The following is a 25,921-nucleotide window of genomic DNA, read 5'->3' as shown; positions in this document are numbered from 1 at the left end:
CAAAGCCCTCCCCCCACCGGGGGGAGGGTTGGGTGGGGGGCGTGGCCTGGGCTGACACGGCAACCGATCACGTCACTGTAGATTCGCGCGAGCCCCTAAAGCCGTGCCCAGAAACAACCAAACCCCGAGCCAAGCCCCCCACCCCAACCCTCCCCCCGGCAGGGGGGAGGGAGAAGAAGCCTAAATCCCCTCCACAACCTGTTCGATCACCCCGAAAATCGGATGCCCATGCGCATCCTCCATCGCGATCCGCACGCTGTCCCCCATCTTCAAAAACGGTGTCACCGCCGCCCCGCCGGTGATCGTCTCGACCATCCGCAGTTCCGCGATGCAGCTATAGCCGACGCCGCCGTCCGCCACGCTCCGCCCCGGCCCGCCGTCCGGCCCGCGGTTCGACACCGTCCCCGACCCGATGATCGTGCCCGCCACCAGCGACCGCGTCTTCGCCAGATGCGCGATCAGCACGCCGAAATCGAACGTCATGTCCGCGCCCGCATCCGCCCGCCCGAACGGCTGCCCGTTCAGGTCAACCTTCAGCGCACCGGACAGCGTCCCACCGTCCCACGCGCCCTCAAGCTCGTCCGGCGTCACGAACACCGGCGACAGCGCAGAGGCGGGCTTCGACTGGACGAACCCGAACCCCTTCGCCAGTTCCGCGGGAATCAGGTTGCGCAGCGACACGTCGTTGACGAGGCCGACCAGCCGGATCGCATCGCGCGCCGCGACCGCGTCGATCCCCTGCGCCACGTCGCCCGTCACGACGACGATCTCCGCCTCCAGGTCGCAACCCCACGCCTCGTCCGCCAGCCGGATCGGATCGCGCGGCCCGAGGAACCCGTCCGACCCGCCCTGGTACATCAGCGGATCCGTCCAGAAACTCTCAGGCATCTCCGCCCCGCGCGCCTGCCGCACCAGCGCGACATGGTTCACATACGCCGATCCGTCCGCCCACTGGTACGCGCGCGGCAGGGGTGCCGCCGCCTGCCGCTCGTGGAACCGCATCATCGGGATCGCCTCGTGCGCCAGGTCGGTCGCCAGGTTCTGCAACGCCGGCTCCACCCGCTCCCAGTCGTCCAGCGCAGCCTGCATCGTCGGCGCGATGTGGCCGGCGTCCGCGCACCAAGCCAGGTCGCGGCTCACCACGACCAGTCGCCCGTCCCGACCCGACTTCAACGATCCCAGCTTCATGGCAGCCTCTCCTCTGTGTGTTTTGTGCAACATAGCGCCAAGCATCGTGCGCCGCCATCCTCCCGAATCCGCGGAAACGGCGGCAGGCCGTCTCCCCGAGCCCGTAAATGCGTTGATATACTATTACATGCCCGCTAGGTCCTGAATCGAACCTGCTGCCCGAACGGACCACTCATGATCCTGTCCCTGCTCACGACCACCGCCGCCGCCGCGCTGACCGCCGCCCCCGCCGCCCAGCCCGCACCGAAGGCTGCCGTCGCCTTCCACGATGACGCGCCCCAGAACATCGTCATCACTGCGCCGTTCGCACGCGATGCGGACAGTTCGCTGTCGGGCGTCACGATCCTGTCCGGTGCCGATCTCGTCCGCGAAATCCGTCCGACGATCGGCGAAACGCTCGCCCGCACGCCGGGCGTGTCGGCCACCTCGTTCGGTCCCAACGCGTCGCGCCCCGTGCTGCGCGGTTTCCAGGGCGACCGCGTCCGCGTGCTGACCGACGGGATCGGCAGCTTCGACGTGTCGAACACCTCGGTCGACCATGCCGTCGTCATCAACCCGCTGACCGCCGACCGGATCGAGGTCCTGCGCGGCCCCTCCGCGCTGCTCTACGGCTCCTCCGCGATCGGCGGCGTCGTCAACGTCATCGACAGCCGCATCCCGCGCCGCGTCCCCGACGAACCGATCCACATCGACGGTCTGGCCAGCTACGGCTCGGCCGCGAACGAACGCTCCGTGTCCAGCGCGGTCGAGGCGCCGCTGCTCGGCAAGATCGTGTTCCACGTCGACGGCAGCTATACCAAGACCGGTGATCTCGAGACCGGCGGCTACCTGCTCAGCCCCCCGCTCCGCGCTCAGGCCGCAGCCAGCAGCGACGAAGGCGTGCGCGATCTCGCCGACCTGAAGGGCAAGCTACCCAACTCCGCCGCGGAAACGTGGGAGGTCGCCGGCGGTGCCGCGATCGTCACCGAAACCGGTAATTTCGGCGTCTCGGTCTCACGCTACAACAATCTCTACGGCGTCCCCGTCCGCTTCTCGCTCGATCCGGCGGTGGAGGCGGAGAATGTCCGCCTCAAGATGAAGCAGACCCGCGAGGACATGCGCGCCGAGGTCGATACGGGCGGCAACGTCCTCGAAAAGATCCGCTTCCGCGCCGGCCATGCGGACTACCAGCATGCCGAGATCGAGGACACGGGCGAGATCGGCACGCAGTTCTTCAACGACAGCTACGAGGCGCGCCTCGAACTCGTCCAGGCGCAGCATGGCGGCTGGCGCGGCGCGGTCGGTGGCCAGATGATGATCCGCAACTTCAACGTGGTCGGCGACGAGGCCTTCCTGCCGAAGAACGAGACGCAGCAATATGGTCTCTTCACGCTCCAGGAATATGATCTGGGCGCGATCAAGGCGGAGGTCGGCGGCCGCTACGAACATTCGATCCTGACCGCGGTCGCCGACGATACGCTCGGCAACCCGGCGCTCGACCGGCGCTTCGATGCCTTTTCCGGCTCGCTCGGCGCCAGCGTCGCCGTTGCGGACGGCATCCGCCTCGGCCTGAACGGATCGCACACCGAACGCGCGCCATCGGCGGAGGAACTGTTCGCCAACGGCCCGCACGCCGGCACGCAGTCGTTCGAGGTCGGCAGCCCGGACTTCAATAAGGAAACCAGTTGGGGCCTCGAAGGCACGGCGCGCGCCAAGTTCGAGCGGTTTGCGCTCTCCGCTTCGGTCTATCACAGCTGGTTCGACAACTACATCTACGAGACCCAGACCGGCGAGGTCCGCGACGACCTGCCCGTGTTCCAGTACAACCAGGCCAAGGCGCGCTATTACGGGTTCGAGGTCGAGGGCAGCGCCACGCTGGCGAAGTTCGGCGACTACGCCCTGCTGGCGGACGGCAGTGCCGACTATGTCCGTGCGCGGATCATCGGGTCGGGCCCCGCCCCGCGCATCCCGCCGCTCCGCCTGCTCGGCGGGGTCGAGTTGAAGTCGCCGCGCACCTCCGGCCGGGTCGAGGTCGAATGGTCCGACAAGCAGGACCGCGTCCAGCCGTTCGAAACCAACACGGACGCGTTCACGCTCGTCAACGCCTCGGTCACGCTGCAACCGTTCGAAACAAACCGCACCACGCTGGTGCTGTCGGCGAACAACATCTTCGACACGGTCGCGCGTCGCCACGCGAGCTTTCTGAAGGACTATGCCCCGCTCGCCGGGCGCGACCTGCGCGCCACGATGCGGTTTACTTTCTGATCGGCAGAACCTGCGGAGCCGGGGCGTTGCGCGCCCCGGCCAGCGTGCAGAAGATGCGATAGCCCAGCCGCAAACGTTCGATCATCGCGCACCCCTACGAATGACAATCCGGTCCGAATATGCCCCATTCGGAACAGTGCGAAACTACCGTTACAACATCGCAACTTTGTGACACGTTCGAGACCATCTAATGACGTCCGAGACCATCGACCCGCGCCTTCCGAACGCGTAAAGGCGCGCTCATGCCCGTCCGGTCGTATCGTCCCCTCGCCGTCTGTCTCGTCCTGCTTAGCAGCTGCGCCAGCGTTCCCACGCTGCCCCCTGCCGCTACGGCACGCGTGGGGGACGCCGCCATCCTGCCACGGACCGATGCCACCGCCGCCTGGCCCGGTGCCGGCTGGTGGCGCAGCTACGCCGACCCTCAACTCGATTCGCTGATGACCGAGGCGCTGGCCGGGTCGCCCGACGTCGCCGTCGCCGCCGCCCGCCTGCGCCAGGCCGAGGCGCTCGCCGACGAGACCGGTGCCGACGGCCGCCCCACGCTGACCGCAGACGGCAATGTCGGCGTGACGAAGCAGAGCTACAATCTTGGCATCCCGCGCGACTTCGTGCCGAAGGGGTTCAAGGACACCGGCCGCATCGCACTGTCCGGCCGGATCGACCTCGACCTGTGGGGCCGCAACCGCGCCGCGCTCGCCGCCGCGACGTCCGAAGCGGTCGCCGCCCGCGTCGATGCGGATCAGGCCGCACTGACGCTGACCACCGCCGTCGCGGACGGCTATGCGCAGCTGGCGATGCTCTACGCGGAACGCGATGTCGCGACCGCCGAACTGCGTATCCGCACCGACAGCGGCCGGCTGGTCGCCGAACGCGCCGCCAACGGCCTGGAGAACCAGGGGGAGGTCCGGCTGGCCGAGGGCGACGTCCCCGCCGCCCGCGCGACACTCAACCAGCTCGACGAGTCGATCGCGCAAGCCCGCAACCGGCTGGCCTATCTCGTCGGCGCCACCCCCGACCGCGGCCTGCGCATTGCCCGCCCCGCCCTGCGCACCGGCGTCTCCGCCCGCGTCCCTGCCGACGCCGGCATCGCGTTGCTCGGCCGCCGCCCCGATCTCGTCGCGCGCCGGCTGCGTGCGGAGGCCGCCGCGTCGCGCATCAAGGTCGCACGCGCGGGCTTCTACCCGGACGTCAACCTGTCCGCGCTGATCGGCCTCCAGTCGCTCGGGCTCGGCAAGCTGATCGAACAGGGCTCGTCGATCGGCTCGGCCGGCCCCGCCTTCTCGCTCCCGATCTTCGACGGCGGCCGGCTCCGCGCGCGCTACCGCAACGCCGGCGCGGTCTATGACGAGGCGATCGCCGACTATGACCGGACCTTGCTCTCCGCGCTGCGCGAGGTCGCCGACGCCGCCGCCGGCATCGACGCGATCGACGCGCGCATCGCGGACCAGGCTGCGGCGGTGAAGGCTGCGGAGGCCGCCTACACGATCGCCCAGCAACGCTACGAAGGCGGGCTGTCCGCGCGGCTCAGCGTGCTGTCCGCCGAAGACCGCCTCCTCACCCGCCGCCGGCAACTCGTCGATGCCCAGGCGCGCGCAGTCACGCTCGATATCGCCCTCGTCCGCGCGCTCGGCGGCGGATACCGCGAAGGACAAAATTGATGGCCGATGCCGATCCGACCGCTCGTCCCGGCGCCAACGCGCAGGACGCGACCGACACCCAGGACGCCCCCGCGATCCAGCCGTCGAAGCGGAAACGCCTGCTGCTGATCCTCGGCGTCGTCACCGCGATCGGGCTCATCGCCTGGCTCGTCTGGTACCTGCTCGTCGGGTCGACCCGCGTCACGACCGACAATGCCTATGTCGGGGCCGACGTGGCACAGGTGACGCCGCTCGTCTCGGGCGCGGTCACCTCTGTCCGCGTGGCGGACACGCAGCAGGTCCGGCGCGGCGACATCCTGATGACGATCGATTCGGCCGACGCCCACATCGCGCTCGCCACAGCGGAGGCATCGCTCAAGCAGGCCAGCCAGCGCTACGGCCAGACCGCCGCGAACAACACCGCGCTTGGCGCGACCGTCGCCGCACGCGAAGCGGACATCGCCCAGTCGCGTGCAAAGCTCGACTCCGCAGCCGCGAACCTCGACCGTGCCCGCATCGACTTGGCCCGCCGCCAGAAACTCGCCCCCACCGGCGCTGTCTCGGGCGAGGAACTGACCAGCGCACGCTCCGCCTTCGCCGACGCGACCGCCGCCTATGCGCAGGCCGCCGCCGACGTCCGCCGCGCCGCTTCTACCCGCACGTCGGCGGAGGGCGAACTGGCCGCCAACCGCGCGCTGACTAACGGGACGACCGCACGGTCCAATCCGGACGTGGCGCTGGCCCAGGCGCGCCTCGATCAGGCCCGGCTCGACCTCGAACGCACCATCGTCCGGGCGCCGATCGACGGCGTCGTCGCGCGTCGCAACGTCCAGGTCGGGCAACGCGTCGCCGCCGGCACGCCGGCCATGACGGTCGTCCCGGTCGGGCGCGCCTATGTCGATGCGAACTTCAAGGAATCGCAGCTCGCCAAGGTCCGCGTGGGCCAGGCCGTCGAGATGGTGTCGGACTTCTACGGCGACGACGTCGTGTTCCACGGCCGCGTCACCGGCTTCGCGGGCGGCACGGGTGCTGCCTTCTCGGTCATCCCGGCGCAGAACGCGACGGGCAACTGGATCAAGGTCGTTCAGCGCCTGCCGCTCCGCATCACGCTCGATCCGCGTGAGTTGCGGGACCACCCGCTCCGCGTCGGCCTCTCGATGGACGTCACCGTCCACCTCGACCGCTGACCATGGCGGAGGCCGCCGCACCGAAACCGCTGTCGGGCGCGACGCTGGCGATCGTCGCGGTCGGACTCGGTCTCGCCAACTTCACCGTCGTGCTCGACCAGACCGTCGCCAACGTGTCGGTCACGCACATCGCCGGCGGCCTCGCCGTCTCCCCCACGCAGGGCACCTGGGTCATCACCAGCTATGCCGTAGCGGAGGCGATCAGCGTGCCGCTCACCGGCTGGGTCGCCAACCGCTTCGGTGCGGTAAAGACCTTCACATTCGGACTGTGCGGCTTCTCGCTCTTCTCAATGCTGTGCGGCCTGTCGTCCAGCCTGTCGATGCTCGTCGCGTTCCGCATTCTCCAGGGCCTCTCCGGCGGCCCGCTGATGCCGCTGTCGCAATCGCTGATGCTGCGCATCTTCCCCAAGGACAAGGCTGCGGTCGCGCTCGGCATCTGGGCGATGACCACCGTGGTGGCCCCGATCCTGGGCCCGATCCTGGGTGGGTCGATCAGCGACAACTGGTCCTGGCCGTGGATCTTCTACATCAATGTGCCGATCGTGGCGGTCTGCCTGACGGTCGCGGTGCCGAAACTGCGTCAGTTCGAAACGCCCACCGAACGGCAACCGATCGACGTCATCGGCCTGGCGCTGCTCGTCACCTGGGTCGCGGCGTTCCAGATCGTGCTTGATACCGGCCGCGAACATGACTGGTTCGCCTCCCCCGTCGTCACCGGCGGCGCGATCGTCGCGGCGGTCGGCTTCGTCGCGTTCGTGATCTGGGAACTGACCGAGAAGAACCCGATCGTCGACCTGCGCATCTTCCGCCATCTGGGCTTCAGCATGGCGACGGTCACGATGGCGCTCGCGTTCGGCACCTTCTTTGCCACCATCGTGCTCATCCCGCTCTGGTTGCAGGGCGTGCTCGGCTACACCGCCACGGACTCCGGCCATGTCACCGCCTTCGTCGGGGTGTTCGCGGTGGTGATGTCACCGATCGCCGCGCGGCTGATCCCCAAGGTCGACGTCCGGCTGCTGATCTGCTTCGGCATCGTCTGGCTCGGCGCCACGTCGCTGATGCGGGCGCGCTGGTCGGCGGACTCGGACTTCTGGACGCTCGCCATGCCGCAACTGGTCCAGGGGCTCGGCATGCCGTTCTTCTTCATCGGCATCACCACGCTCGCGCTCGGCTCCGTCCTGCCGCGCGAGACGACCTCGGCCGCCGGGCTGCTCAGCTTCCTTCGCACGCTGTCTGCGGCAATCGGGGCGTCGGTGGCTCAGACGATCTGGGAGCAGCGCGAGCGGCTCAACCGCAGCGACCTCGTCTCGACGCTCAACGACCCGGGCAGCCTGCTGTCCAACCTGCAGGCCGGCGGCATGACCCCCGACCAGTCGCGCTCGGTCCTCGACCGCCTCGTCGAGGTCCAGGCCGCTACGCTCTCCGTCGATCAGGTCTTCTTGGCCGCGGCGGCGCTGTTCGGCATCGCCGCGATCACCGTCTGGTTCGCCCCCCGCCCGAAGCGCGAGGCGGACACGTCGGCGGCGCACTGAACGTCCCGACCCCATCCCGGTCAAAACCGCGATGGGGTCACTCGTTTTACCCCAGCATCGTTTTCAACACATCGTTCACGACGCCCGGGTTAGCCTTGCCCCCCATCGCCTTCATCGTCTGGCCGACGAAGAAGCCGAACAGCTTGTCCTTGCCGCCGCGGTAATCCGCCACCTTGTCGGCATTGGCCGCCATGATCCCGGCGACCACCGCCTCGATCGCGCCCGTATCGCTCGTTTGCTTCAACCCGCGCGCCTCGACGATCGCGCCGGCATCCTCGCCGGTCTCCAGCATGATCTCGAACACCTGCTTGGCCAGCGACCCGGACAGCGTCCCGTCCGCCACCAGCGACAGCAGTTCGCCACCCTGCCGCGGCGACACCGGGCTGTCCGCGATGTCGCGCCCCAGCCGGTTGAGCGCCCCGAACAGGTCGGAGATCAGCCAGTTCGACGCCGGCTTCGCGATCTCTTCGAACGATTTCGGGCTCGCCTCGACCAGCGCCTCGAACCACCGCGCCGTCTCGACATCGGCCGTGATCACCGCCGCGTTATAAACCGGCACCCCGGCCGCGACATAACGCGCACGCTTGGCATCGGGCAGTTCGGGCAGGCTCGCCTTGCACTCCGCGAGGAAGTCCTCGCTCAGCTCCAGCGGCAGCAGGTCGGGGTCGGGGAAATATCGATAGTCGTGCGCATCCTCCTTCGACCGCATCGACCGGGTGACGCCGCGGTCCGGATCGAACAGCCGCGTCTCCTGGACAACGGTCCCGCCCTCCTCGATCAGGTCCACCTGCCGGCGCGCCTCATGTTCGATCGCGGCCATCACGAACCGCACCGAATTGACGTTCTTCGTCTCGGTCCGCGTGCCCAGCCCCTCGCCCGGCCGGCGCACCGACACGTTCACGTCGGCCCGCATCGACCCTTGGTCCATATTGCCGTCGCACGACCCGACATAGCGCAGGATCGAACGCAGCTTCTTCACATAGGCCCCGGCCTCCTCGGGCGACGTCATGTCCGGCTTCGACACGATCTCCATCAACGCGACGCCCGACCGGTTGAGGTCGACATACGACTGCGTCGGATGCTGGTCGTGGATCAGCTTGCCGGCGTCCTGCTCGATATGGATCCGCTCGATCCCGACCTGCTTCGGCGCAGCATCGGCCGGTTCGATCTCCAGCACGCCCTCGCCCACGATCGGGTGGTAGAGCTGGCTGATCTGATACCCCTGCGGCAGATCGGCGTAGAAATAGTTCTTCCGGTCGAACTGCGACCGCCGGTGGATGTGTGCACCCAGCGCCATGCCGGTCCGCACCGCCTGCCGCACGCATTCCGCATTCAGCGTCGGCAGCATCCCAGGCATCGCCGCATCGACCAGCGAGACATTGGCATTGGGTTCCGATCCGAACGCGGTTGACGCGCCGGAGAACAGCTTGGCCTGCGACGTGATCTGGGCATGGACCTCCAGCCCGATCACGACCTCCCAGTCGCCGGTGGCACCCTTGACGGTGTAGGGGGATGCGTCAGTCATGCTCGTCCTCGGGTGTGATCAGGGTGAGTCCGGGAAAATAGGTCCGGTAGATGCCGGCGTCGCGGGTCAGCAACGTCGCCCTCAACCGTAGCGCATGCGCGCCGATCAGGAAATCGGAGAGGATCGCGTCGCGCTTGCCATGTCGCCGTCGGTAAGCGCGAAATGCTTCCCCGGCTGCAAACGCAACATCCGCCTCAAGCGGATCAATACGAATGCCGATTTTCTGCAACGAGCCAGTCAGGGCAGCCAGCGAAGGAAAATTCGTTGCGAGTTCGGCGACGACGATCGTGTTAATGACGTAGCCACCGGAACTGTTTAATTCCTCGAGCTTAAGTCCCGACCATATCTTCCACGCCTGATCCGGCGCAAAAACGTCGATCAGAATATTGGTATCGATAAAGATCACGGAAGGCGATCGCCACGCAGCTCGAACATGATTTCGTCGGTCGTCTGGGACCCGTCATAATATTTACCGGCGATCTCGTTGATCGCTGCGCGAATACGTGCCGCCCGCTCCTCGTGGGTTTCCGCCTGTCGCTCCGCACCCGCGAAGACCACGGCCTCACCCCTGTCATTCTTGCCGACACAAACCGGCTGTCCAGGCACAAGGCCGAGCTCCTCCCGGACATCCTTCGGAATCAGCACCTGCCCCTTGCTCGTCATGTTGACGACGGTGATTTCGTTGACGTCGGTATGCATGTTCATCGCCAGAACTCCAGTGTTACCCATGGTAACACATACCCCGCACCCCCACAAACTCATCCCCGCCGATGGTGCAGCCACACGATCAGCGTCAGCAGCATGTTGCTACCCAGTAGCGCCACCACCCAACAAACCGTCAGGATGCGCAGCACCACGACCTCGAACCCGATCTGCCGCCCCAGTTCGTGCGCGAACACCGCCGCGGTCAGCCCGCCCGCCAGGAAGAACCCGCCCAGCGCCCACTCCCGCCGCATGACCATCACGTTGCTGACGCACAGACCGAGAATGAACACCGCGATCAGGATGAAGAACCCCGCCAACCGAACATGATCGAACGGCCGGTTGTCGATATCCGCCAGCGAATTGCCGATATAGGCCGACAGGATCGCCCCGAACGCCACGTTCAGCGCATTCTGCGCCTCGCGCAGCGTTTCTGCATTGCGCCGGCGAAACCTGGCGTCGTTTACCACCAGGCCCCCGGCCGCGCCGTGAAGCCCGCGCGCTCCTCGATCGCCAGCCCGGCGTTCAGCACGCCCTGCTCGTCCCGCGGCTTGCCGATGATCTGCAACCCGAGCGGCAGCCCGGCCGCATCCAGTCCGCCCGGCACCGACATCGCCGGCAACCCGGCCAGCGACGACGGCACGGTGAAGACGTCGTTCAGGTACATCGCGAGCGGATCGTCCGACTTCTCGCCCAGCGAGAACGCCGCCGACGGCGCGGTCGGGGTCAGCAGCAGATCGCACGTCGCCCAGGCTCGCTCGAAATCGCGCGCGATCAGCGTCCGCACCTTCTGCGCCTGCGTATAATAAGCGTCGTAATAGCCCGCCGACAGCACATAGGTGCCGATCAGGATGCGGCGCTTCACCTCCGGCCCGAACCCGGCGGCGCGCGTCGCGGCATACATCTCCTGCAGGTTCGCACCGTCCGGCAGCTCCCGCTCACCGTACCGCACGCCGTCATAGCGCGCGAGGTTGGACGACGCCTCCGCCGGCGCGATGATATAGTAAGTCGGCAGCGCGTACTTCGTATGCGGCAGCGAGACGTCGACGATCTCCGCCCCCGCATCGCGCAGATACGAGATGCCCTGCTCCCACAACGCGTCGATCTCGGCCGGCATCCCGTCGACGCGGTACTCCTTCGGCACGCCGATCCGCTTGCCGCGAAGATCGCCGGACAGCGCCGCCTCCCACGTCGGTACGGGCAGGTCGAGCGAGGTCGAATCCTTCGGATCGAACCCGGCCATCTGTTCCAGGAACGCGGCGCAATCGCGGACCGATCGCGCCATCGGCCCGGCCTGGTCGAGCGAGGACGCGAACGCCACCACGCCCCAGCGCGAGCAGCGACCATAGGTCGGCTTGATGCCCGAAATCCCGACGAACGCCGCTGGCTGACGGATCGAGCCGCCCGTGTCAGTCCCCGTCGCACCCGGCGCCATCCGCGCCGCGACCGCCGACGACGACCCGCCCGACGATCCGCCCGGCGCCATCGCCGCGTTGCTGCCCGCGCGCTGCCACGGCGACACGACATTGCCGTACGCGCTGGTCTCGTTCGACGATCCCATCGCGAACTGGTCGAGGTTCAGCTTGCCCAGCATCCCCGCGCCCGCCGCGAACAGCTTCTCCGTGATCGTCGACTCATATTCCGGCACGAACCCGTCGAGGATGTGGCTCGCCGCGGTCGTCTGCACGCCCTTGGTGCAGAACAGGTCCTTGATGCCCAGCGGCACGCCCGACAACGGCTTCAAGGTGCCGGCCGCACGGTCAGCATCGGCGGCATCGGCCGCCGCCAGCGCATGCTCCGGCGTCTCGACGATCCACGCGTTCAGCGCCTTGCCCGCGCTCACCGCGGTGGAGAACGCCGTCGCCACTTCGCGCGCGGAGAAATCGCCCGCGGCGAACCCGTCGCGCAGCTCCACGATCCCCAGGTCGGTCAGGTCCGTCATCATTCGATCACCTTGGGAACCGCGAAGAAGCCGTGTTCGGCCTGCGGTGCGTTGGCCAGCACGGCGTCGCGGATGCCGCCATCGGTCACCACGTCGTCGCGCAGCCGCAGATGGTTCGGGATCACCGCGGCGAGCGGCTCGACGCCGGTCACGTCGACCTCGCCCAGCTGCTCGATCCAGCCGAGGATATTGTTGAGTTCGGGGACCATCGCGGCCGTCTCCTGTTCGGTGACGGCAATACGCGCGAGCCCGGCGATCTTTCGGACGGTTGTGGCATCGATTGACATGGCCGTCCGGCTATCACCGCCACCGCGCGGCTTCAAGGCCGCTGTCCGCCGGTCTTCCCGTGGCGTGCGCCCGATACGGCTGCTAAGCGCCCGATATACCGCGTCGGGAGATCGCATCGGTGGTCCGCAAGTTCCTTTACGTCATCGCCGCACTCATCACGCTGGTCATCGTCGCCGGCATCGGCTGGGCGCTGTTCCAGAAACAGCTGATGAGCGCCGCGCTCGTGCCCACGGTGCCGTTCACGCCGCAACCCGGTGCCTCGGCACCCGACTACGCCAAGCCCGCCGCATGGCTCTCGCGCCCCGACTTGCGGAACGACCCGTCGCACTGGACCGCACCCGGCTACCCGCTCGCCAAGTCCCCCAAGGCGCAGGCCTTCTTCATCACCCCGACCACCGCGCTCTATCGCAGCCGCTGGAACGGCGACCTGAACGACCCCGCCGCCAACGGCCGGCTCAACCTCTTCGCCTCCAGCCAGGCAAGCGCCTTCAACGGCAGCGCGCAGGTCTGGGCGCCGCGCTACCGCCAGGCCACGATCGGCGCGTTCCTGACGGACAAGGCGGACGCCACAAGCGCGCTCGACTTCGCCTATCGCGACGTGCTGCGCGCGTTCGATGCGTTCGTGGCGCAAGTGCCGGCCGACGCCCCGATCATCCTCGCCGGACACAGCCAGGGCTCGCTCCACCTCACCCGCCTGCTCCACGACCGCATCGCCGGCAAACCGCTCGCTCGGCGGATCGTCGCGGCCTACGTCATCGGCTGGCCCGTGTCGGTCACCGCCGACCTCCCCGCACTCGGCCTGCCCGCCTGCACCGCCGCCACCGACAGCGGCTGCATCCTGTCGTGGCAGAGCTTCGCCGAACCGGCCGATCCGTCGCAGATCCTGGCGATCTACGATCGCACCACCGGCTTCACCGGCCGCCCGCGCCGTGGCACGCCGATGCTCTGCACCAACCCGCTCACCGGCACCCGCGGCGGCAGCGCGCCCGCCACCGCCAATCGCGGCGCGCTGGTCCCCGATGCCACCATGAACAGCGCGGAGGTCGTCGCCGACCGCGTCCCCGCCGCCTGCCGCCCCGACGGGCTGCTGTCGGTGGGCACGGCACCGGACGGGTTCGGCCGCTTCATCCTGCCCGGCAACAACTATCATGTGTTCGACTACGCCATGTTCTGGGCCAACATCCGCGCCGACGTCGCCACGCGGCTGGCTGCGTTCCGCCCGTCATGATCGCCACCACCGATCCCTTCGCGTTCGGGGAACTCGTGCCCCACGGCGGGCGGCTCGCGGGCCTCGACGTCGGCACCAAGACGATCGGCATCGCGATCTGCGACGCCATGTGGAACATCGCCAGTCCGGCGGAGACGATCCGCCGCACCAAGTTCGCGATCGACCTCGCGTTGCTCAAGGCGATCCTGCTCAAGCAACGCGCCAAGGGCCTCGTCGTCGGCCTGCCGCTCAACCTCGACGGCACCGATTCGCCGCGCACCCAGTCGGTCCGCGCCTTCACCCGCAATCTCGACGGGCTCGACCTGCCGATCCTGCTCTGGGACGAACGCTGGTCGACCGCCGCCGTCACCCGCACGCTGATCGCCGCCGACGCCAGCCGCGCCCGCCGCCGCGAACTCGTCGACAAACTTGCCGCCAGCTACATCCTGCAAGGCGCGATCGACCGGCTGTCGACGATGGTCCGGCTCGACGAAATCGGCGGCGACACCGGGACGGCTTGAGCCCCCCGCCCCACCCGGCTACACCGCGCGCCGATGGAACAGCCGCCCGCCGCCAGCCGATCGGCCCCGCCCCCCGCGAAACCGGGGAATCCCATGTTCCCGCACCGCGACCTGACCGGCATCGCCGGGCTCCAGCCGCACGAAATCACCTTCCTGCTCGACGAGGCCGAACACTGGATCGCGCTCAACCGCGGCGGCGCATCCAAGCATGACGGCCGCCTCGCCGGCCTGACCCAGATCAACGCCTTCTTCGAAAACAGCACGCGCACATTGTTGTCGTTCGAAATCGCCGGCAAGCGGCTCGGCGCGGACGTCGTCAACATGCACGCCGCGACGTCGAGCACGAAGAAGGGCGAGACGCTGATCGACACCGCGGTCACGCTGAACGCCATGCGCGCCGACGTCATCGTCATTCGCCACGACGCGTCCGGCGCGGTCCAGCTGATCGCCGACAAGGTCGACTGCCCCGTGCTGAATGCCGGCGACGGACAGCACGAGCATCCGACGCAAGGGTTGCTCGACGCGCTCACCATCCGCCGCCGCCGCGGCAGCATCGCGGGGCAGGTCGTAGCGATCTGCGGCGACGTACTGCACAGCCGGGTCGCGCGCTCCAACATCCTGGCGCTCACCGCGCTCGGCGCCGACGTCCGCGTCGTTGGGCCGCCCACGCTGCTGCCCCCCGCGATCGAACGGATGAACGTGACCCGCCACACCGATTTCGACGCAGGGCTCGCCGGGGCCGACGTCGTCATGATGCTCCGCCTGCAACGCGAGCGGATGGCCGGCGGCTTCGTCCCCTCGCCCCGCGAATATCACGCGCTCTACGGCCTCACTCCCGAACGGCTGAAGCGCGCGAAGCCCGACGCGCTCGTCATGCACCCCGGCCCGATGAACCGCGGCGTTGAAATCGCGTCCAGCGTGGCGGACGATCTCAACCGCTCGGCGATCACCGAACAGGTCGAAATGGGCGTCGCCGTCCGCATGGCCTGCCTCGACGTGCTGACCCGAGGCCGCCGCGGGATCGAGGGCTGGGCATGACCATCCTCGCCATCCTCAACGGCCGGGTCGTCGATCCTGCGACCGGCTCGGTCAGCGCCGGCGGCGTCCTGATCCGCGACGGCCGCATCGCGGAGGTCGGCATGATCGACATGCCGACCGGTGCCGAAACGCTCGACGCGCGCGGCAGCCTGATCGCGCCCGGCATCGTCGACATCGGCTGCTTCGCGATCGATATGCCGGCGTTCGCGGCCGGCGGCATCACCCGCACCGCGCTGATGCCCGATCAGTCGCCGCCGATCGACGACGGCGCGCTCGTCCAGCGCGCGCTCGCCGCGGGCAAGCCGGCGCTCTGGGTCCACCCCATCGCCGCCGCCACGCACGGCCTGAACGGTACCGAACTGGCGGAGATCGGCCTCATGGCCGCCGCCGGTGCGGTCGCGGTCGCCACCGGCCGCACGCGGATCGCCGATGCGCGCGTGATGCACCGCGTGCTCGGCTATGCCGCCGCGCTCGGCCTCGTCACAATCGTCCATGCCGAGGACGAGGCGATGGTCCGCGGCACCGTCGCCACCGACGGCGAAACCGCCACCCGGCTCGGCCTCCCCTCCGCCCCCGCAATGTCCGAGGCAATGGCCGTCGCACGCGACCTGATGCTGGCAGAGGACACCGGCGCCCCCATCCATTTCCGCCAGCTGACCACGGCGGCCGCGTTCGACCTCGTCCGCGCCGCCAAGGCCCGCGGCGTACCCGTCACCTGCGGCATCACGCCCGCGCACCTCTATCTCTCGGACGCCGAGATCGGCCCGTTCCGCACTTTCGCCCGCCTCTCCCCGCCGCTGCGTTGCGAGGCCGACCGCCAGGCCGCCCGTCAAGCGGTCGCCGACGGCACCGTCGACATGCTCTGCTCGGGCCACGACCCGCGCGGATCGGAGGCCAAGCGCCTGCCCTTCGCCGAATCGGAACCCGGCATGGCCGGCGCGGAGACGTTGCTCACTTTGTCGCTCGGCCTCGTCCGCGATGGCCTGATCACGCTGCCGCGGCTGTTCCACCTGCTCTCCACCGGCCCCGCCCGCCGCTTCGACCTGCCGGGTGGATCGATGGCCCCCGGCGCCGAAGCCGACCTAATCCTAGTCGACGAACACGCCCCCTGGCGGATCCGCGCCGACGCGATGGCCGCCACCGCCGGCAACACCCCCTTCGACGGCCTCCCCGTACAGGGCCGCGTCCGCACCGTCATCAAAGGCGGCCGGGTTCTCTAAACAATCCTACAAACCGCCCATCCCGAGCGAAGTCGAGGGACCCCGTCGAGCGCGGCCGAGACGGCCAACCGCACCTCAAAAGCTACACCCGGTAGAACACCCCGCGCCAAGCTGCGCCAGAAGTCAGCCTCAGCGCGAAGCCAACCGCGTCGCCGAACGACGCGCCGCCGCCATCTGCACCGGCGCCTCGCCACTTGTCGTCCGCACGAAGCAAACCCCGCGCGCAGCCCGCACCTGCTCGCACAGCGCGACCGCTTCCCCGCGGCTCGCCAACCCGCCCACCGCGAGCCGCTGGAACAGCACCCCCCGCGCCCGCACGGTCGACGACAGTGGCACCATCCCCGCCACCGGCCGCACCGTCTTGCTCACCTTGTCCCAGGCGGCCTCGATCGACCGTCCACTCGAAAACGCACCCAGCTGCACCGCCCACTGCCCACGCTTCGGCACGGGCGCATAGGCCGTGCGCATCAGCATCGCCGGCGGCACGATCCGCGGCTGCACACGCGGCGCGACCCGCTCCGGCATGACCGGCACCTGCGCCGACTCCGGTGTGGCGACCGGATCCGGAACGACCGCGCGCGTCACCAGCGGTGCCGTCTCCGCCACGTCTTCGGTCACCATCGCCACCGGCTCCGGTTCGGGTACCGCCGTCACCGAACGCTCCACCGCCGCCACGGCGACCGGGGCAACGGGCATCAGAGCCGGCGCGATCGTCGGCGCCGCACCAAGCGCCAGTTGCGTCGGCATACCCTGGTCCACCGTCACCGGCGTCACGCCGAGGAACGCCGCCACGCGGTCCATCGTCGGCTGCGGCTTGGCCAGCACCGCCCACGCCTGCATCCGCGCGTCGACGCGATCGGCGGGCAAATCCTGCGCCGCGGTCGCGCGCGACAGGTCCCATCGTCCGCCGAGCGCATAGGCCAGCGCCAGGTTCTGCCGCGTCTTCGGCGTCGCATCCGCCATCCGCGCCGCCGGCTCCAGCAGCGCGATCGCCCCCGCATTGTCCCCCGCCAGCGCCAGCGCCAGTCCGCGGTCCGCCGCACCGATCCGCCCGTCCGCCGCCGCAACCGACGCGCGCGCCGCATCCTGCCGATCCAGCGCACCCTGCGCCAACGCCTGCCCCAGCAACGTCCGGCCATCCTCCGGCGCCAGTGCCGCCGCATCGCGAAACGCATCGATCGCCGACGCGAACCGCCCGGCCAACAGATAGGACTGCCCCAACTGCGCCCGATAACGCGCGTTGCCCGGTTCCACCGACACCGCGCGTTCCGCCATCGCGACGGCCAGCGCACCGTTACGGTTGCGCATCGCGGTTTCGCCCATCGTGGCGAACTGCGCCGCGGCGGTCTTGGCCGACGGTACCCGGCCCGATGCCGATGCGACGCGCGTCTGGCCGGCCGGCTTGCACCCGACCACCAGCAACGTCGTCGCCAGCGTGCAGACCGCGACGTGGTTCAAATATCGGCTGTTCATGCGAGCGCCTTCCAGCAAGCGACGGCGGCGGGTTCGCACCCATGCCCCGCGCTTTTCCTATCCCCGCTGATCGCACGCCGAAGCCGAACAAATGGTTAAAGGCACCGGAACGGCCGGACAAACGGACTGTTAACCGCGCGTCGGCTATGCGATTTGCCTGGCAACACACCCGCTTCTCTGGGGACTTCCATGCATCCTGCCCGTCTCGCCGCGACGCTGATCGCGCTCTCCGCCACGGCCGCACTCGCGCAGGCACCGCGCGCGCCGACCACCGCGCCCGAACCGGTCCCGGCCGATCCGGTCGTCAAGCGCGGCGTCGATCTGTGGCAGAACGGCGACTATGCCGGCGCGATTGCCGCCTGGCGCGTGCCCGCCGAACGCGGCGATGCAGACGCCCAGTTCAACATGGCGCAGGCCTACAAGCTCGGTCGCGGCGTCCCGACCGACCAGCGCATGGCCGAAAGCTGGTACCGCAAGGCCGCGGAACAGGGCCACGAACAGGCCGGCGGCTATCTCGGCCTCATCATGTTCCAGAACGGCGACCGCGCCGGCGCGCTGCCATGGCTGTCCAAGGCGTCGGACCGCGGCGATCCGCGCGCGCAATATCTCTACGGCACCGCGCTGTTCAACGGTGAGAATGTCGCAAAGGACTGGCCGCGCGCCTACGCGCTCATGACCGCATCCGCCGCCGCCGGCCTGCCCCAGGCGACCGCCACGCTGCAGCAGATGAACCAGTTCATCCCTGCCGCCGAACGCAACCGCGGGCTGAAGATGGCCGCCGACATGCGCAAGGCTGCGGTCCAGGCCCCTGTCCGCACCGCGTCCACCGCCCGGATCGAACGCCCCGCCGCCGCAGCGCGTCCCGCCCCCGTCCAGACCGCACAGCGCGCCCCGCTGCCGGCCCCCAAGCCCGCTGCGCCCCGCCCCGCCCCGGCAAAGGCCGTCACAACGGCTGTCGCACCCGCGGCCGGCGGACGCTGGCGGGTCCAGGTCGGCGCGTACGGCAACGAAGCCGGCGCCCGCACCGCATGGACCGCGCTCCGCGCCCGCAGCCCCGCGCTCGCCAACCTCACGCCGACCTATCAGAAGGCGGGTGCCGTCGTCCGCCTGCAACTCGGCCCGATCGCCGATCGCGCCGCCGCCAACCGCATCTGCGCCGCATCCCGCGCTCCGGCCTGTTTCCCCGTAGCCTCCTGACGGCGACGCCTACCGCGCGATCCAGATCCAGCCGATGATCGTGGCGAACGCGATCATCGGCCCGAACGGCACCCGCGTCGTCGCCGCCACCTTGCGCCGCACCAAAACCGCCGCCAGCACCAGCGCAAGCCCGGCCGCACTCGCGATCAGGAGCGTGACGGGCAGCATCCGCCATCCGAGCCAGGCCCCCGCCGCGGCGAACAGCTTGGGATCACCACCCCCCAGGCCGACCCGCCCGCGGACACGGACATAGACCAGCGCCACCAGCGCCAGCACGCCCCACCCGACCGCCGCACCGATGATCCGATCCATCAGGACCGGACCGATCCCCGCCGCACCGACTAGCAACCCAGCCGCCAGCAGAGGCAGGGTCAGCCGATCCGGCAACCAATAATGATCCAGGTCGAGTACCGTCAGCAGCAGCAGCGTCCACGCCAGCCCCATCCCCGCGATCGCAGCCCCAGGCGGCAACGCAACCGCCATCGCCACCGCAAGCGCCCCGGCCACCGCCTCGACCGCAGGATGCCGCCAGTCGATCCGCGCGCCACATCGCCGACAGCGACCGCGCAGGATCAGCCAGGACAGCAGCGGAACAAGTTCATAAGCGGCCAGCACCCGGCCGCATCCGTCACACTGTGACCGCCCCGTCGCGGAGGACCGCCCGGCCGGCCAGCGCAGCGCGATCGTGGCCAGATGACTGCCGATCACAAGCCCGACACAACCCGCGAGGACCGGAAACAGGGGGGCCGTGTGTTGCGCGGAAATCACAGGTTCACAAATTCGAGATCAGTCCGCGGAACCGAACCATCGGATGCGTAACCCTGCTCTCATAACGGATTTTGTGACGTCTGCATGACAGCGGTGAAAAGTGCCGGATTTGCGCCAATCTGATCGCCCCGTCGCCGCTCGTGGAACCGGACTTCGCCGAATCACTCGGCTTTCACGGTCCTTGGTTCCCGGCATTTACTCCGCTACCGGCCGCATCGTTGCAACGCCACATCGCGGTTTGCGCCGCCAAATGTTCCGAGGCCCACAGGTCGGAACATCGGAAAGCGCAGAGCCGAAGCCAGAACGGCCGATGTCGCGTACATGCTTGGGGATTGCACGCACATGAATAAGTTTCTGATCGGCTGCGCGGTCAGCGCGCTCGCCACGTCCGGCGCCTACGCCCAGTCGACCGGGTCCGACACGATCGAGAATAACGACGCGATCGTCGTTACCGGTTCGCGTCTGTCGAACGGCGTCGGCGGCGTCGTCATTCCCGATATCGGCAAGACGCGTACCGTCCTGACCCAGGAATTCCTGAGCCATCAGGGTGCCGGCAATACCTTCTTCAACGCGCTGAACCAGATCCCCGGCGTCAACTTCACCAACACCGATCCTTATGGTTCGTCCGGCGGCAACCTGCGTATCCGCGGTTTCCCGGGCAACCGCGTCGCGCTGCTGTGGGACGGCCTGCCGCTGAACGACACCGGCAACTATTCGATCTACACCAACCAGCAGGGTGATCCCGAGATCATCGACTCGGTTTCGGTGAACCTCGGCACGACCGACGTCGACAGCCCGACGCCATCGTCCGCCGGTGGCATCGTCTCTTACCGAACGATCGTTCCGACCGACAAGTTCGGCGCGCTGTTCGATGGTTCGATCGGCAAGTTCGACTACAGCCGTTTCTTCGGCATGATCAACACCGGCACGCTGACCAGCTTCGGGACGAAGGCGTTCTTCTCCTACTCGCAGCAGCATTACAACAAGTTCACCGGTGCTGCCGGCGACCTCTACAAGAACCAGTTCAACGCCCGCATCTATCAGCCGATCGGCACCAACGGCGATTTCGTCTCGGTTGCGGGTCACTACAACCGCAACCGCAACGCCTCGTACAACAACGGCCTGGCGTCGGATTTCGCAACGAACAAGAACTTCGACAACATCGACAGCTGCACGTTGTCGACCCCGGGTCGTGGTACCGTCCAGAACGACAACGTCCTGACCGCGGCCGGCGGTGCGAACAACCTCGCCAACACGGGCAGCTGCACCAACTATTACGGGCTGCGCATCAACCCTTCGAACACCGCGAACATCCGCGGCAGCAGCCGGTTCACGCTGGCCCCCGGCCTGATCTTCACCTTCGATCCGGGCTACCAGTACACGCTGGCCAACGGCGGCGGCACCAACGTGGTTTCCGAAACCGACCTTCGCCTGCGCGGTGCAAACCTCGCGGCTGGTGTCGATCTGAACCGCGACGGCGATTTCTCCGACTCGATCCGTCTGTACAACCCCAGCAACACGCGCACGAACCGCTACACCGCGCTGACTTCGCTCATCTATGAACTGAACGACAGCAACCGCGTCCGCGTCGCCTACTCCTACGATCGCGGCGAACATCGCCAGACCGCAGAGTGGGGCTATCTCGATGCTGGTGGGAACCCGTACAGCGTGTTCGGCGGCAAGTATGACGAACAGAGCCGCGTGCTGAATGCCGACGGCACGGTCTTCCAGAACCGCGACCGTGAATCGGTGGCGCTGCTGAACCAGGTCTCGGGCGAATATTTCGGCCGCTTCCTGGAAGACAAGATCCAGCTGACGCTCGGCCTGCGTGCGCCCTTCTTCGAACGCAACCTCGACCAGAACTGCTTCACGCAGGTTTCGACCGGCAACGTGACCTGCGGCGCACGGACGTCGCTGCCGGCCACCGCCGTGGTGGTCCCGACCGATTTCACCAATGCGACGGGTGCCACCGCTCCGGCGACCAACTACTATGCGCCGTTCCAGCGGACCGTGAAGTACAGCCCGCTGCTGCCGTCCGCCAACGTCGTGCTGAACATCTCTGGCCCGCACAGCATCTATGCGTCGTACGGCCGGAACTTCTCGGCCCCCAGCACGGACAACCTTTACCGCTCGGCCACTGTCACGCCGGAGGGTGAGACGACCGACTCGTTCGAAGGCGGCTATCGCTACCGCTCGACCAAGGTCCAGGCGTCGCTGTCCGGCTATTATACGGACTACAAGAACCGCATCGTGTCCGCTCTGGACGCCGATCCGGAAAGCCCGACTTTCGGCACCTCGATCGACCGGAACGTCGGCGATGCGCGCGCCTATGGCTTCGAAGGCATCATCGCGGTGCAGCCGATCCAGCAGCTCTCGTTCTCGCCGTTCATCTCGTACATCAACACGCGCATCAAGGATGACGTGCTGGGTGCGAACGGTGCGATCCTGCTCCGTACCGGCGGTGCCCAGTTCGTCGAAACCCCGAAATGGTCGTTCGGCACCCGCGCCGATGTGGATCTCGGCTACATCACCTTCGGTGCGCAGTATAAGCACACCGGATCGCGCTACTCGACGGATGACAATGGTCGCACGCTGGTGACCACTGCCGCCAACGGGCAGACCGTCGGTCAGCCGTTCGTGCTCACGGGTCTCGGCAACGCCCCGATCTCCGCCAACGGCAAGGTCGATGCCTACGATACGCTCGATCTCGACGCGCGGATCAGCCTGGCGCCGCTCGGCTTCGAACAGACGTTCCTGTCGCTCCGCGTCGACAACGTCTTCAACGAATATTACTTCGGTAACATCTCGACGGCCGCGACGCTCAGCAACAGCCCGCGCTTCCGCATCGGTTCGCCGCGCACCTGGCAGGCCCAGATCCGCTTCGCTTTCTGATCCGGACGAAACCTAAAGCGACTACGCCGGCAAGACCCAGTCTTGCCGGCGTTTCTTTGTTCCAAGCCAGACTGCGGTCATCCCGCGCCGTCGCCCCACGACGAGCGGCGCCCAGTGTCGCGGAGAAGCCGTGCTCGAAGTGTGATGTTTGGGTGCCCGTCAAACGCGAGCGATCGATCGGTTGGCGCGAACGCAACGGCTGTGAGGACGTTTCGATGGCAACTCGTGCTACGGCTCGTCGCAGTAGAATGAAAAGCCTGATACCGGCTGGCCGGAGCGAACGGATATCGTCAGCCGGCCGTCCAGTTGCAGGCAATCCGGGGGTTTAGTCCGCCATCGTCCGGTCCTGGAGTCGGCGCGGGGGGCTTCCTCAGTTCCGACCGTCCTCTGGCCGCTCAGTCGGGCGCACATTGGCGGCGCGGACCAGCACGGCGGTCGAAAGCAGGATGCTCGAAACCAGCACGCCGACCGACAATAACCCTCGGCTGCTGACGTTCACGCGCATCGTCAGGGAAACGCGTTTGCCCGCGCGAAGCTGCAGCTTCGCGCGCTGGCGATCCGGCGCAGGGCGGGACGTGGCAGTATCGTTCTTCATGCCGACCAAAACGCCGCATGCCCCGCCTGGTTCATAGGCGTGTGTGACTCAGCGGATCGCAGCCAGCTGCTCGTTCCGCCGGACCGCCACCGGCTGCCAGTCGATCAGCGTCGCTACCCCGACATATTCCAGCCTCGGCGCAGCCCTGGGCACGACCCGCGCCACCACGGCCGGCGCCACGGCGGTCGCTCCCACCACCGGCCGCGCGACTGGTCCCGGCGTCGGTAGGGCCTGCGCCAGCATCGTCGCACCGGACTGCCGTGCCTCCCACGCCGCCAACTCGCGGCGGTACCCGTCATAGCTGCGATACACTTCGGTAAACGGCGCCTCCAGCCGCGGCAGCGCTCCTTGAGCGAACGTCACGAACGCAGCCGGCTCGACAGTGCGCGACTCGGTCAGCACCTCGGTCGCCGCCGCACAGAAACCCGGCTTGGCGGGCGGCAGCGCGAAGAAGTTGTAGACCCGCGTCGAATGGGCATCCTGCGCCGACTGCCACGTGGCACCCCCGGTCTGGCGGAACTGCGCCTGCACCCGGTCATAGGCCGCGGCCAGCGTGGCCTTCTGCCGCTTCAGCAGCGCGTTGTAGTCCGCCGCGATCACCGCCTCGCCCGGCCCGCGGCAGGACAGCACGGCCACGTTCAGCGCGGAGCGGACATGCCACGCCACCTGATCGGGGCTCAGCGCATAGTTGATCGTGCGGTACGTGCCGGCCGCGTCCTGGATCGGCACGTTCAGCTTCTCCGGCAACCCCACGGGCAACACCGGCCGCGGTAGCTCCGCCACTGGAGCCGGCGCCATTGCGACCGCCACCGGCGCCTTCTGGACCGCGCACCCGTCCAGCGCGAGCATGGCCGTACAGCCGAGCAGCGCGGCGCCATATCGTTGCAGCTTCGTGGTTCTGGTCATCGTCCGGCTCCGCTTGCCCGCTTGGGGAGCATGCTTGGCCGAAAAGGGTTAACGCGCGGCTAATGGTGCGGCGGCCTGCGCCGAACTGGACGCAAGAAGGGCCGGGGATCGCTCCCCGGCCCTTCCTGTCGATTGGGTATTCGGTTGGCAGGACTTAGAAGTCCATGCCGCCCATGCCACCCATTCCGCCCATGCCGCCGCCGGGCATGCCGCCCGACGAAGGCTTGTCTTCCGCCGCGTCCGAAACAGCCGCTTCGGTCGTGATCAGCAGGCCGGCGACCGAGGCCGCATCCTGAAGCGCGGTACGAACGACCTTGGTCGGGTCGATCACGCCGGCCGCAACCAGGTTCTCGTACACGTCGGTCGATGCGTTGAAGCCCATCGTCTCGTCATTCTCGCGGAGCAGGTTGCCTGCGACGACGGCACCGTCGAAGCCTGCATTCTGTGCGATCTGGCGAAGCGGCGTCTGCAGCGCGCGACGGATGATGTCGATGCCGCGGGTCTGGTCGTCGTTGACGCCCTTCATGCCCTCGAGCGCCTTGGTTGCGTACAGCAGAGCCGTACCGCCACCGGGGACAATGCCTTCTTCGACGGCTGCGCGCGTTGCGTGCAGGGCGTCGTCGACGCGGTCCTTGCGCTCCTTGACTTCGACTTCGGTCGAACCACCGACCTTGATCACCGCAACACCACCGGCCAGCTTGGCCAGACGCTCCTGCAGCTTCTCCTTGTCGTAGTCGCTCGTCGTGTTCTCGATCTGGCGACGGATCGCGTCGACGCGGCCCTTGATGTTCTCGCTGTCACCGGCACCGTCGACGATGACGGTGTTGTCCTTGTCGATCGTGACGCGCTTGGCGGTACCGAGCATGTCGATCGTGACGTTCTCGAGCTTGATGCCGAGGTCCTCGGAGATCATCTCGCCTTTCGTCAGGATCGCGATGTCTTCCAGCATCGCCTTGCGACGATCGCCGAAACCGGGCGCCTTGACCGCAGCGACCTTCAGGCCGCCGCGCAGCTTGTTCACGACCAGCGTGGCAAGCGCCTCGCCCTCGATGTCCTCTGCGATGATCAGCAGCGGACGACCCGACTGCACGACTGCTTCCAGGATCGGGAGCATCGCCTGCAGGTTCGACAGCTTCTTCTCGTGGATCAGGATGTAGGGATCCTGAAGCTCGGTCACCATCTTCTCGGGATTGGTAATGAAGTAGGGCGACAGGTAGCCGCGATCGAACTGCATGCCTTCGACGACATCGAGTTCGAACTCGAGACCCTTGGCCTCCTCGACGGTGATGACGCCTTCCTTGCCGACCTTGTCCATCGCTTCGGCGATCTTCTCGCCGACGACGGTGTCGCCGTTGGCGGAAATGATGCCGACCTGTGCGACTTCATGGCTGCCTGCGACGGGCTTGGAACGCGCCTTCAGGTCCTCGACGACCTTCAGGACGGCGAGGTCGATGCCGCGCTTCAGGTCCATCGGGTTCATGCCGGCCGCAACCGACTTCATGCCCTCGCGCACGATGGCCTGGGCCAGTACGGTCGCGGTGGTGGTGCCGTCGCCGGCGATGTCGTTCGTCTTCGACGCGACTTCGCGCAGCATCTGCGCGCCCATGTTCTCGAACTTGTCCTTGAGTTCGATTTCCTTGGCGACGGTAACGCCGTCCTTGGTGATGCGCGGCGCGCCGAACGACTTGTCGATCACGACGTTGCGGCCCTTGGGGCCGAGCGTCACCTTGACCGCGTCGGCCAGGATGTCGACACCGCGGAGAATGCGCTCACGGGCGTCGCGGGAAAATTTGACGTCTTTGGCTGCCATGTTGGAAACCCTTTCAGTATGTGGAGTGGATCAGGTCGTCGATAGTCCG

22 protein-coding genes are annotated in these 25,921 nt (G+C 67.9%); 10 read left to right on the top strand and 12 right to left on the bottom strand.

Going from position 1 to position 25,921, the window contains the following annotated elements:
* Positions 1-180: 180 nt before the first annotated feature.
* Positions 181-1,188, bottom strand: a complete 1,008-nt coding sequence (locus ACFSGX_RS04550; protein ID WP_380927805.1) for a fumarylacetoacetate hydrolase family protein — start codon at positions 1,186-1,188, stop codon at positions 181-183.
* Positions 1,189-1,362: 174 nt separating this feature from the next.
* Here ACFSGX_RS04550 and ACFSGX_RS04545 point away from each other — a divergent pair, with 174 nt between their 5' ends.
* The 4 genes from ACFSGX_RS04545 to ACFSGX_RS04530 all read left to right on the top strand — a co-directional run bounded on the left by ACFSGX_RS04545 (position 1,363) and on the right by ACFSGX_RS04530 (position 7,788).
* Complete coding sequence (locus ACFSGX_RS04545) at positions 1,363-3,432, top strand: TonB-dependent receptor (protein ID WP_380927804.1); 2,070 nt, start codon at positions 1,363-1,365, stop codon at positions 3,430-3,432.
* A 242-nt stretch (positions 3,433-3,674) separates the two neighbouring features.
* The gene (locus tag ACFSGX_RS04540) at positions 3,675-5,090 is read left to right on the top strand and encodes an efflux transporter outer membrane subunit (RefSeq protein ID WP_380927803.1); all 1,416 of its coding nucleotides are present in this window, start codon (positions 3,675-3,677) and stop codon (positions 5,088-5,090) included.
* Positions 5,090-6,256: an HlyD family secretion protein gene (locus tag ACFSGX_RS04535; RefSeq protein WP_380927801.1), complete on the top strand. Its 1,167-nt coding sequence runs from the start codon at positions 5,090-5,092 to the stop codon at positions 6,254-6,256. Before ACFSGX_RS04540 ends, ACFSGX_RS04535 begins: the two co-directional genes overlap by 1 nt.
* A 2-nt stretch (positions 6,257-6,258) precedes the next feature.
* Positions 6,259-7,788 (top strand): DHA2 family efflux MFS transporter permease subunit, encoded by a 1,530-nt coding sequence (locus tag ACFSGX_RS04530; RefSeq protein ID WP_380927799.1) that lies wholly within the window; start codon positions 6,259-6,261, stop codon positions 7,786-7,788.
* A 46-nt stretch (positions 7,789-7,834) separates the two neighbouring features.
* On the opposite strand, the gene gatB is transcribed toward ACFSGX_RS04530, so the two are convergent.
* Genes gatB through gatC form a run of 6 tightly spaced genes read right to left on the bottom strand, consistent with a single transcriptional unit; the run spans position 7,835 to position 12,244 of the window.
* Positions 7,835-9,313 carry an Asp-tRNA(Asn)/Glu-tRNA(Gln) amidotransferase subunit GatB gene (gatB, locus tag ACFSGX_RS04525; RefSeq protein ID WP_380927797.1) on the bottom strand — a complete coding sequence of 493 codons (1,479 nt, stop codon included), beginning with the start codon at positions 9,311-9,313 and terminating at the stop codon, positions 7,835-7,837.
* The gene (locus ACFSGX_RS04520; protein ID WP_380927796.1) at positions 9,306-9,719 is read right to left on the bottom strand and encodes a type II toxin-antitoxin system VapC family toxin; all 414 of its coding nucleotides are present in this window, start codon (positions 9,717-9,719) and stop codon (positions 9,306-9,308) included. Before ACFSGX_RS04520 ends, gatB begins: the two co-directional genes overlap by 8 nt.
* Positions 9,716-10,018 carry an AbrB/MazE/SpoVT family DNA-binding domain-containing protein gene (locus tag ACFSGX_RS04515; RefSeq protein WP_380927795.1) on the bottom strand — a complete coding sequence of 101 codons (303 nt, stop codon included), beginning with the start codon at positions 10,016-10,018 and terminating at the stop codon, positions 9,716-9,718. The genes ACFSGX_RS04520 and ACFSGX_RS04515 overlap by 4 nt, the downstream gene beginning before the upstream one ends.
* A 53-nt stretch (positions 10,019-10,071) precedes the next feature.
* Positions 10,072-10,485 (bottom strand): hypothetical protein, encoded by a 414-nt coding sequence (locus ACFSGX_RS04510; protein WP_380927793.1) that lies wholly within the window; start codon positions 10,483-10,485, stop codon positions 10,072-10,074.
* Complete coding sequence (gatA, locus tag ACFSGX_RS04505) at positions 10,479-11,957, bottom strand: Asp-tRNA(Asn)/Glu-tRNA(Gln) amidotransferase subunit GatA (RefSeq protein WP_380927791.1); 1,479 nt, start codon at positions 11,955-11,957, stop codon at positions 10,479-10,481. Before gatA ends, ACFSGX_RS04510 begins: the two co-directional genes overlap by 7 nt.
* Complete coding sequence (gene gatC / locus ACFSGX_RS04500) at positions 11,957-12,244, bottom strand: Asp-tRNA(Asn)/Glu-tRNA(Gln) amidotransferase subunit GatC (RefSeq protein WP_076073184.1); 288 nt, start codon at positions 12,242-12,244, stop codon at positions 11,957-11,959. Before gatC ends, gatA begins: the two co-directional genes overlap by 1 nt.
* A 119-nt stretch (positions 12,245-12,363) precedes the next feature.
* Here gatC and ACFSGX_RS04495 point away from each other — a divergent pair, with 119 nt between their 5' ends.
* From ACFSGX_RS04495 to ACFSGX_RS04480, 4 genes are all read left to right on the top strand, one after another.
* Positions 12,364-13,473: a DUF3089 domain-containing protein gene (locus tag ACFSGX_RS04495; protein ID WP_380927789.1), complete on the top strand. Its 1,110-nt coding sequence runs from the start codon at positions 12,364-12,366 to the stop codon at positions 13,471-13,473.
* Positions 13,470-13,973 (top strand): Holliday junction resolvase RuvX, encoded by a 504-nt coding sequence (gene ruvX / locus ACFSGX_RS04490; RefSeq protein ID WP_380927787.1) that lies wholly within the window; start codon positions 13,470-13,472, stop codon positions 13,971-13,973. Before ACFSGX_RS04495 ends, ruvX begins: the two co-directional genes overlap by 4 nt.
* Before the next feature lie 93 nt (positions 13,974-14,066).
* On the top strand, positions 14,067-15,011 hold the full coding sequence (locus ACFSGX_RS04485) for an aspartate carbamoyltransferase catalytic subunit (RefSeq protein ID WP_157175188.1): 945 nt from the start codon (positions 14,067-14,069) through the stop codon (positions 15,009-15,011).
* The gene (locus tag ACFSGX_RS04480; RefSeq protein WP_380927785.1) at positions 15,008-16,231 is read left to right on the top strand and encodes a dihydroorotase; all 1,224 of its coding nucleotides are present in this window, start codon (positions 15,008-15,010) and stop codon (positions 16,229-16,231) included. Before ACFSGX_RS04485 ends, ACFSGX_RS04480 begins: the two co-directional genes overlap by 4 nt.
* A gap of 129 nt (positions 16,232-16,360) precedes the next feature.
* Here the strand turns inward: ACFSGX_RS04480 and ACFSGX_RS04475 are convergent, their stop codons facing one another.
* Complete coding sequence (locus ACFSGX_RS04475; protein WP_380927784.1) at positions 16,361-17,704, bottom strand: SPOR domain-containing protein; 1,344 nt, start codon at positions 17,702-17,704, stop codon at positions 16,361-16,363.
* A gap of 189 nt (positions 17,705-17,893) precedes the next feature.
* Here ACFSGX_RS04475 and ACFSGX_RS04470 point away from each other — a divergent pair, with 189 nt between their 5' ends.
* On the top strand, positions 17,894-18,901 hold the full coding sequence (locus ACFSGX_RS04470) for an SPOR domain-containing protein (RefSeq protein WP_380927782.1): 1,008 nt from the start codon (positions 17,894-17,896) through the stop codon (positions 18,899-18,901).
* 9 nt (positions 18,902-18,910) lie between these two features.
* On the opposite strand, the gene ACFSGX_RS04465 is transcribed toward ACFSGX_RS04470, so the two are convergent.
* Complete coding sequence (locus tag ACFSGX_RS04465) at positions 18,911-19,609, bottom strand: prepilin peptidase (RefSeq protein ID WP_380927780.1); 699 nt, start codon at positions 19,607-19,609, stop codon at positions 18,911-18,913.
* 402 nt (positions 19,610-20,011) lie between these two features.
* On the opposite strand from ACFSGX_RS04465, the gene ACFSGX_RS04460 reads away from it, so the two are divergent.
* Entirely contained in the window at positions 20,012-22,561 is a 2,550-nt protein-coding gene (locus ACFSGX_RS04460; protein WP_380927778.1) for a TonB-dependent receptor, read from the top strand.
* Between the two features lie 370 nt (positions 22,562-22,931).
* On the opposite strand, the gene ACFSGX_RS04455 is transcribed toward ACFSGX_RS04460, so the two are convergent.
* The 3 genes from ACFSGX_RS04455 to groL form a co-directional block, all read right to left on the bottom strand.
* On the bottom strand, positions 22,932-23,156 hold the full coding sequence (locus tag ACFSGX_RS04455; RefSeq protein WP_380927776.1) for a hypothetical protein: 225 nt from the start codon (positions 23,154-23,156) through the stop codon (positions 22,932-22,934).
* Positions 23,157-23,204: 48 nt separating this feature from the next.
* Positions 23,205-24,062, bottom strand: coding sequence for a hypothetical protein (locus ACFSGX_RS04450; RefSeq protein ID WP_380927774.1), 858 nt, complete (start codon positions 24,060-24,062; stop codon positions 23,205-23,207).
* 154 nt (positions 24,063-24,216) lie between these two features.
* Positions 24,217-25,872 (bottom strand): chaperonin GroEL, encoded by a 1,656-nt coding sequence (gene groL, locus ACFSGX_RS04445; protein ID WP_380927772.1) that lies wholly within the window; start codon positions 25,870-25,872, stop codon positions 24,217-24,219.
* Positions 25,873-25,921 lie beyond the last annotated feature (49 nt).

Source organism: Sphingomonas arantia, from assembly GCF_042682045.1.
Taxonomy (GTDB): Bacteria; Pseudomonadota; Alphaproteobacteria; order Sphingomonadales; family Sphingomonadaceae; genus Sphingomonas_R; species Sphingomonas_R arantia.
The sequence above is the reverse complement of the archived record's forward strand: the minus strand, read 5'-3'. Positions and strand labels throughout refer to the sequence as shown.